Genomic DNA, 7637 nt, shown 5'->3' on the forward strand with positions numbered 1-7637 from the left:
CCCCAAGCCCGTTGCGGGTCCGCGCGGCCCCCGGATTCGCCCTCTTGCTGGCCCTGGCGGCCTTTGCTAGATTGCCCGCGGGCGGTCCGCCGCCTACCCGCTTCACCTCCCTGAGCGGGGGCCTCGACGTGTAACAACCAACAGGCTTGCCACCCCGGCCCGTCGCGCTTGCACCGGCCGGGGTATTTTTTTGGCGTTGGGCCGCCCCAAGACCAAAAGCGTCCCCTCGGGGGACACGGGTGGGCGCGTAGCGCCTGCCCTTGGGGCATTTTTGCCTCGCCTACACTTTCACCATGCTGTGGGTCAAGGCTTTCCATATCGTTTTCGTGGCCAGCTGGTTCGCCGGCCTGTTCTATCTGCCGCGTATCTTCGTGAACCTGGCCATGGTGCCGCCGGGCTCGGACGCCGAGCGCGAGCGGCTGCTGCTGATGGCGCGCAAGCTGCTGCGCTTCACCACGCTGCTGGCCGTGCCGGCGCTGGCGCTGGGCTTGGTGCTGTGGTTGCACTACGGCATCGGCCGCGGTCCCGGCAACGGCTGGATGCACGCCAAGCTGGCGGTGGTGCTGCTGGTGCTGCTCTACCACCACGCCTGCGCGGCGCAACTGCGCCGCCTGCGCGACGGCCAGTCGTTGCGCAGCCATGTCTGGTACCGCTGGTTCAACGAACTGCCAGTGCTGATGCTGGTGGCGGCCGTGGTGCTGGTCGTCGTCAAGCCGTTCTGACGCCGCAGGCCGGGCGCCACCATGCACAAGACCTCGGCCTGGCCGCTGGCGCTGGTCTACCTGGCGCTGGTCGTGTATGCCAGCCTGTTCCCGTTCGAGGGCTGGCGCGACCAGGGCATCGCGCCCTGGGCCTTCATGGCCGCGCCGCTGCCGCGCTGGTGGACCTGGTTCGACGTGCAGATCAACGTGCTCGGCTACGCGCCTCTGGGCTTTCTGCTGGCCTTGGCGGGACTGCGTTCGGGCCGCACGCGTGCGCCGGTGCTGCTGACGCTGCTGGCGGGCGCCGCGGTGTCCTTCCTCATGGAGACGACGCAGGGTTACCTGCCGCGGCGTGTGCCTTCCAACGTCGATTTCGCGCTCAATACCGCCGGCACCTGGCTGGGGGCACTGCTGGCTTGGCTGTTGCAGCGCACCGGCACCATCGACCGCTGGAGCCGCTTTCGCGCCGGCTGGCTGACACCGGATGCGCGCGGCGCGCTGGTGCTGCTGGCGCTGTGGCCGCTGGCCCTGCTGTTCCCGGCTTCCGTGCCGCTGGGACTGGGCCAGGTGTTCGAGCGGCTGGAGGAAGCGCTGGCGGAATTCCTGGAGGACACCCCCTTCCTCGACTGGCTGCCAGTGCGGGATGTGGAGCTGCAGCCGCTGGTGCCGGGCAGCGAGATGTTCTGCGTGCTGCTGGGCGCCCTGGTGCCCTGCCTGATCGGCTACGGCGTGATCACCGGCGTGCGGCGGCGCGCCTGGTTCTTGTTGGTACTGACCGTGGTCGGGATCGGCGCCACGGCGCTGTCGGCCGCGCTGAGCTATGGCCCCAACCACGCCTGGGCCTGGGGGACGCTGCCGGTGCGCGTGGGCTGGGCGGCGGCGTTGCTGGTGTCGGTGCTGCTGCTGCGGGCGCGGCCGCGGGGCTGTGCCGCCCTGGCCCTGCTGGCGCTGGCGCTGCATCTGAGCCTCTTGAACCAGGCGCCCACCAGCGCCTACTTCGCGCAGACGCTGCAGACCTGGGAGCAGGGCCGCTTCATCCGCTTCAACGGCCTGGCCCAGTGGCTGGGCTGGGGCTGGCCCTATGTGGCCGCCCTGTACCTGCTGCTGCGGCTGTCGGGGCCGGACACCACGGCGCGCCAGCTTCCTAAAATGCCGCGATGAGCACGCCCCCCTCCTACTACGAGCGCCACATCTTCTTCTGCCTGAACGAGCGCACCAACGGTGAAGACTGCTGCGCCCACCACGGCGCCCAGGAGGCCTTCGACCGCTGCAAGGCACAGGTCAAGGCCGCCGGCCTCGCCGGGCCGGGCAAAGTGCGCGTGAACAAGGCGGGCTGCCTGGACCGCTGCGCGGCCGGCCCGGTGGCGGTGGTCTACCCCGAGGCGGTCTGGTACAGCTTCGTGGATGAGCAGGACATCGACGAAATCGTCGAATCGCATTTGAAGAACGGCCAGGTTGTCGAGCGCCTGCGCACGCCCGCGCACCTGGGGCGCTGAGCCATGAATGCATCCACGGAGCGGCTCACGCTGCAAGGCCCCGTCGGCGCCATCGAGGTTCTGCGCGACACCCCCGACGCGTCTGTCGCTGCGCGCGGCGTGGCCGTGATCGCCCATCCGCACCCGCTGTTCGGCGGCACCATGGACAACAAGGTCGTGCAGACGCTGGCGCGCGCCTTCGTGCAGTGCGGCTGGACAGCCGTGCGCTTCAATTTCCGCGGGGTGGGCGCAAGCGCTGGCGTGCACGATGAGGGGCGTGGCGAGGCCGAGGACTTCGGCGCCGTGCTGGCGCAGCTGGCCGGCGATGGGCCGCTGGCGCTGGCCGGGTTCTCCTTCGGTGCCTTCGTCACCAGCCGTGCGCTTGCCGCCTTGCCGCCGGAGCGCGCCGTCGAGCAGTTGGTGCTGGTGGGCACGGCGGCATCGCGCTTCGAGGTCGCCGCCATCCCGTCCGGCATGCATGCCCGCACCCTGGTCGTGCACGGCGAGCAGGACGACACCGTGCCCCTGTCTGCCGTGCTGGATTGGGCGCGTCCGCAGTCACTGCCTGTTACCGTCGTGCCAGGCGGTGGGCATTTCTTTCACGGACAGTTGCCGCTGCTCAAGGGCCTGGTGGTCCGCCACCTCCAGGGCGCCGCTCCTCTCTGACGCTTCGCTGACGCCGGTCCCGACCGCGCGCGCAGCCGCTTTTCTTGCTGATTTCCATGCGCCGTTTTTTGAAACTGCTGGTGGCGCCGCTGCTGGCTGTTGTCGTTTCCCTGGCCGCAGCCCAGGCGCCCCGGGGCCCCGAAGTGACCGCCAGCGCCTATCTGCTGGTGGATGTGACCGCCAACCAGGTGCTGCTCGAGAAGAATGCCGACGCCCCCGTCGAGCCCGCATCCCTGACCAAGCTCATGAGTGCCTATCTGGTGTTCGATGCACTCAGGTCCAAGAAGCTCACGCTGGCGCAGACCCTGCCGGTCAGCGAGCGCGCCTGGAAGATGCCGGGCTCGCGCATGTTCATCGACCCCAAGATGCAGGTTCCCGTGGAAGACCTGCTCAAGGGCTTGATCGTGCAGTCCGGCAACGATGCCACCATGGCGCTGGCAGAGGGTGTGGGCGGCACGGCCGAGCGCTTCGTGCAGCTCATGAACGACCAGGCCAAGGCCATGGGCCTGAAGAACACCACCTACAAGAACCCCGAAGGCTTGGCCGAGGCCGGCCACACGACGACGGCGCGTGACCTGTCCATCCTGTCGATGCGCTTGATGCACGACTTCCCGGAGTACATGCACTACTACAGCATCAAGAAGTACCGCTACCAAGGCACGCCGGTGGCGAACGACACCAACCGCAACCTGCTGCTGTTCCGCGACCCGACCGTCGACGGCCTGAAGACCGGCCACACCAACGCGGCGGGCTACTGCATGGTCGCCACGGCCAAGCGCGATTTCCCGAATTTGGCCGGCGGCCGCCGCCTGCTGTCCATCGTGCTCGGTGCCTCCAGTGAGAACGCGCGCGCCAACGAATCGCAGAAGCTGCTGAACTGGGGCTACACGGCCTTCGAGGCCGTCAAGCTGTTCCAGGCCAACCAGGCCGTGGTCACGCCTGCCGTCTGGAAGGGCAAGGAGAACGCCCTCAAGCTGGGCCGCACCGAGGCCGTGGTCGTCGCCGTGCCGGCCGGCGGCGCCAGCCGGATCAAGACCGACGTGGCGCGCCCGGACCCGCTGGTTGCCCCCTTCACCAAGGGCCAGGCTGTCGGTTCGCTGAAGGTCGTGCTGGACGACAAGGAGCTCGTCGTCGTGCCGCTGCAGGTGCTTGAGCCAGTCGCGCAGGCCGGCGTGCTCGGCCGCGCCTGGGACGCCGTGCGGCTCTGGATCAAATAGAGGGTCCCCCGTCTTGCAGCGCAGCGCCCGCAACGCTATACTCGCGGGCTTTTCGGAAAATTCCGAGGGATTCACGTTTGCCGTTAGAGACGTTAGTCGAAGCGGTTGTCGGTGTGTGGCCTGCGTTGTTGGAACGCCAGGCGAGCGCCATCACAAGGAGAGGCTTAGTGCCAACCATCAATCAACTCGTGCGTCAGGGCCGGGAAGTCGAGACCATCAACTCGAAGAGCCCCGCGATGCAAAACTCCCCGCAGCGCCGCGGCGTCTGCACCCGGGTGTACACCACGACCCCGAAGAAGCCGAACTCGGCGCTTCGTAAAGTTGCCAAGGTCCGTCTGACCAATGGCTTCGAAGTCATTTCCTACATCGGCGGCGAAGGCCACAACCTGCAGGAACACAGCGTCGTGCTGGTTCGCGGCGGTCGTGTCAAGGACTTGCCCGGTGTGCGTTACCACATCGTGCGCGGTTCGCTGGACCTGCAAGGTGTGAAGGACCGCAAGCAGTCGCGCTCCAAGTACGGCGCCAAAAAGCCGAAGGCTAAGTAAGTCCTTTCGGTTTTTCAGAGATAGCAGGTGCTGTCTGCCGCGTGGCGCGGTGAGGCAGCGTAGTGACCCGAATTCCGGATGTTCCGGAGGGGTCGAGTAAGTGGGTGTCCGAGATGGCTCCCGCGGCTTTCGCAAGAAGGCCAACTGAAGCAAAGAGGTGAAACATGCCACGTCGTCGCGAAGTTCCCAAACGTGAAATCCTGCCGGATCCCAAGTTCGGCAATGTCGAGCTGTCCAAGTTCATGAACGTGATCATGGAAGGCGGCAAGAAGGCGGTCGCCGAGCGCATCATTTACGGCGCGCTCGACTTCATCGAGAAGAAGAACCCGGGCAAGGACCCGCTGGAAGCCTTCACGATCGCCATCAACAACGTCAAGCCGATGGTGGAAGTGAAGTCCCGCCGCGTCGGTGGCGCCAATTACCAGGTGCCGGTCGAAGTGCGCCCGGTGCGCCGCCTGGCCCTGTCGATGCGCTGGATCAAGGAAGCCGCCCGCAAGCGTGGCGAGAAGTCCATGTCGCTGCGCCTGGCCAACGAGCTGATGGAAGCGACCGAAGGCCGCGGTGGTGCCATGAAGCGCCGTGACGAAGTGCACCGCATGGCCGAGGCCAACAAGGCCTTCAGCCACTTCCGTTTCTGATCCCCACCCTGTCGTTCTAAAGGCCTGGAGCCCGACCTGCCCACGAGGCGGGCGGGCTCTACGCCGTTCAAGGAGTTTCTTTCATGGCCCGCAAAACCCCCATCGAGCGATACCGCAACATCGGTATCTCGGCGCACATCGACGCCGGCAAGACCACCACGACCGAGCGCATCCTGTTCTACACCGGCGTGAACCACAAGATCGGCGAAGTGCACGATGGCGCGGCCACCATGGACTGGATGGAGCAGGAGCAAGAGCGCGGCATCACGATCACGTCGGCTGCCGTGACCTGCTTCTGGAAGGGCATGGACCTGTCCTACCCTGAGCACCGCTTCAACATCATCGACACCCCCGGCCACGTGGACTTCACGATTGAAGTCGAGCGCTCCATGCGCGTGCTGGACGGCGCCTGCATGGTCTATTGCGCCGTGGGTGGCGTGCAGCCGCAGTCGGAAACCGTCTGGCGCCAGGCCAACAAGTACAAGGTGCCGCGTCTGGCCTTCGTGAACAAGATGGACCGCACCGGTGCCAACTTCTTCAAGGTCTACGACCAGATGAAGCTGCGCCTGAAGGCCAACCCCGTGCCCGTCGTGATCCCGATCGGCGCCGAAGAAGGCTTCAAGGGCGTGGTCGATCTGCTGAAGATGAAGGCCATCCTGTGGGATGAGGCTTCGCAGGGCATGAAGTTCGACTACGTCGCCATCCCCGCCGAACTGCAGGCCCAGGCCGAAGAGTGGCGCGAGAAGATGGTCGAGGCCGCCGCCGAGGCTTCCGAAGAGCTCATGAACAAGTACCTCGAAGAGGGCGAGCTGACGGAAGACGAGATCAAGGCCGGTCTGCGCAGCCGCACGATCGCGACCGAGATCCACCCGATGCTGTGTGGCACGGCGTTCAAGAACAAGGGTGTCCAGCGCATGCTGGACGCCGTGATCGACTACCTGCCCTCGCCCGTGGACATCCCGGACGTGTCGGGTACCGACGAGGAAGAGCAGCCCGTCACCCGCAAGGCCGACGACGGCGAGAAGTTCTCGGCGCTGGCATTCAAGCTGATGACCGACCCCTTCGTGGGCCAGTTGACCTTCGTGCGCGTCTACTCGGGCGTGCTGACCAAGGGCGACACGGTGTTCAACTCGGTCAAGGGCAAGAAGGAACGCATCGGCCGCATCGTGCAGATGATGGCCAACGACCGCGTGGAAGTCGAAGAAATCCGTGCCGGCGACATCGCGGCCTGCGTGGGCCTGAAGGACGTGACGACCGGCGAGACGCTGGCCGACGTCAATGCACCCATCGTGCTGGAGCGCATGGTGTTCCCCGAGCCCGTGATCACGCAGGCTGTCGAGCCCAAGACCAAGACCGACCAGGAAAAGATGGGCATCGCCCTGCAACGCCTGGCTGCCGAAGATCCGTCCTTCCGCGTGAAGACCGACGAAGAATCCGGCCAGACCCTGATCGCCGGCATGGGCGAGCTGCACCTGGAAATCATCGTCGACCGCATGAAGCGCGAATTCGGCGTGGAAGCCAACGTCGGCAAGCCCCAGGTGGCCTACCGCGAAACCATCCGCAAGACCGTCGACGAAGCCGAAGGCAAGTTCGTTCGCCAGTCCGGCGGCAAGGGCCAATACGGCCACGTGGTCCTGAAGATCGAGCCCAACGAAGCCGGCAAGGGCATCGAGTTCGTCGACGCGATCAAGGGTGGTGTGGTGCCGCGCGAATTCATTCCTGCGGTCGAGAAGGGCATCAACGAAGCCGTCACGCAAGGCGTGCTGGCTGGCTACCCGGTGGTCGACGTCAAGGTCACGCTGCACTTCGGTTCGTACCACGACGTGGACTCGAACGAACTGGCGTTCAAGATGGCCGCTATCTTCGGCTTCAAGGAAGGCTGCCGCAAGGCCGGCCCCGTCATCCTTGAGCCCATGATGGCCGTGGAAGTCGAGACGCCCGAAGACTACGCCGGTACCGTGATGGGCGACCTGTCCTCGCGCCGCGGCATGGTGCAGGGCATGGACGACATGGTCGGCGGCGGCAAGGCCATCAAGGCCGAAGTTCCGCTGTCGGAAATGTTCGGGTACTCGACCTCGCTGCGTTCGGCCACGCAAGGCCGCGCCACCTACACGATGGAATTCAAGCACTACGCGGAAGCCCCGCGCAACGTGTCCGAAGCCATCATGGCAGCGCGCGCAAAGTAAGTTTTCAGTCGGTCTGCGACGGCGTGCCGCCACGTGCCCGTGCGTGGCGATCAAGCAACGCCGTGCAGACCTAAAACCTCATCACGGGACATGCTCTTTGGAGATTTGATATGGCAAAAGAGAAATTCGCGCGGACCAAGCCGCACGTGAACGTCGGCACGATCGGCCACGTGGACCACGGCAAGACCACGCTGACGGCAGCGATCACG

At 65.9% G+C, this 7637-nt stretch carries 9 protein-coding genes; all 9 read left to right on the forward strand.

Translation table 11 applies throughout. The annotated features are described in order from the left end of the window. Positions 1–293: 293 nt before the first annotated feature. Complete coding sequence (locus ASF45_RS05330; RefSeq protein WP_056658068.1) at positions 294–722, forward strand: CopD family protein; 429 nt, start codon at positions 294–296, stop codon at positions 720–722. 21 nt (positions 723–743) lie between these two features. Continuing rightward, positions 744–1862, forward strand: a complete 1119-nt coding sequence (locus ASF45_RS05335) for a VanZ family protein (protein WP_056658071.1) — start codon at positions 744–746, stop codon at positions 1860–1862. Further along, entirely contained in the window at positions 1859–2197 is a 339-nt protein-coding gene (locus ASF45_RS05340; RefSeq protein ID WP_056658074.1) for a ferredoxin, read from the forward strand. The genes ASF45_RS05335 and ASF45_RS05340 overlap by 4 nt, the downstream gene beginning before the upstream one ends. Positions 2198–2200: 3 nt before the next feature. Beyond that, complete coding sequence (locus ASF45_RS05345) at positions 2201–2842, forward strand: alpha/beta hydrolase (protein WP_056658077.1); 642 nt, start codon at positions 2201–2203, stop codon at positions 2840–2842. Positions 2843–2898: 56 nt separating this feature from the next. Then, positions 2899–4059, forward strand: a complete 1161-nt coding sequence (locus tag ASF45_RS05350; RefSeq protein ID WP_056658151.1) for a D-alanyl-D-alanine carboxypeptidase family protein — start codon at positions 2899–2901, stop codon at positions 4057–4059. 167 nt (positions 4060–4226) lie between these two features. Then, on the forward strand, positions 4227–4604 hold the full coding sequence (gene rpsL, locus ASF45_RS05355; RefSeq protein ID WP_056658081.1) for a 30S ribosomal protein S12: 378 nt from the start codon (positions 4227–4229) through the stop codon (positions 4602–4604). Positions 4605–4768: 164 nt separating this feature from the next. Continuing rightward, positions 4769–5242, forward strand: a complete 474-nt coding sequence (rpsG, locus tag ASF45_RS05360; protein WP_056658084.1) for a 30S ribosomal protein S7 — start codon at positions 4769–4771, stop codon at positions 5240–5242. 83 nt (positions 5243–5325) lie between these two features. Continuing rightward, complete coding sequence (fusA, locus tag ASF45_RS05365; protein WP_056658087.1) at positions 5326–7428, forward strand: elongation factor G; 2103 nt, start codon at positions 5326–5328, stop codon at positions 7426–7428. Positions 7429–7538: 110 nt separating this feature from the next. Next, the coding region (locus tag ASF45_RS34270) for a GTP-binding protein (protein WP_200930575.1) at positions 7539–7637 on the forward strand (99 nt) is incomplete at its 3' end.

Origin of the sequence: Pseudorhodoferax sp. Leaf265 (genome assembly GCF_001422365.1) — a bacterium.
Classification (GTDB): Bacteria; Pseudomonadota; Gammaproteobacteria; order Burkholderiales; family Burkholderiaceae_C; genus Pseudorhodoferax.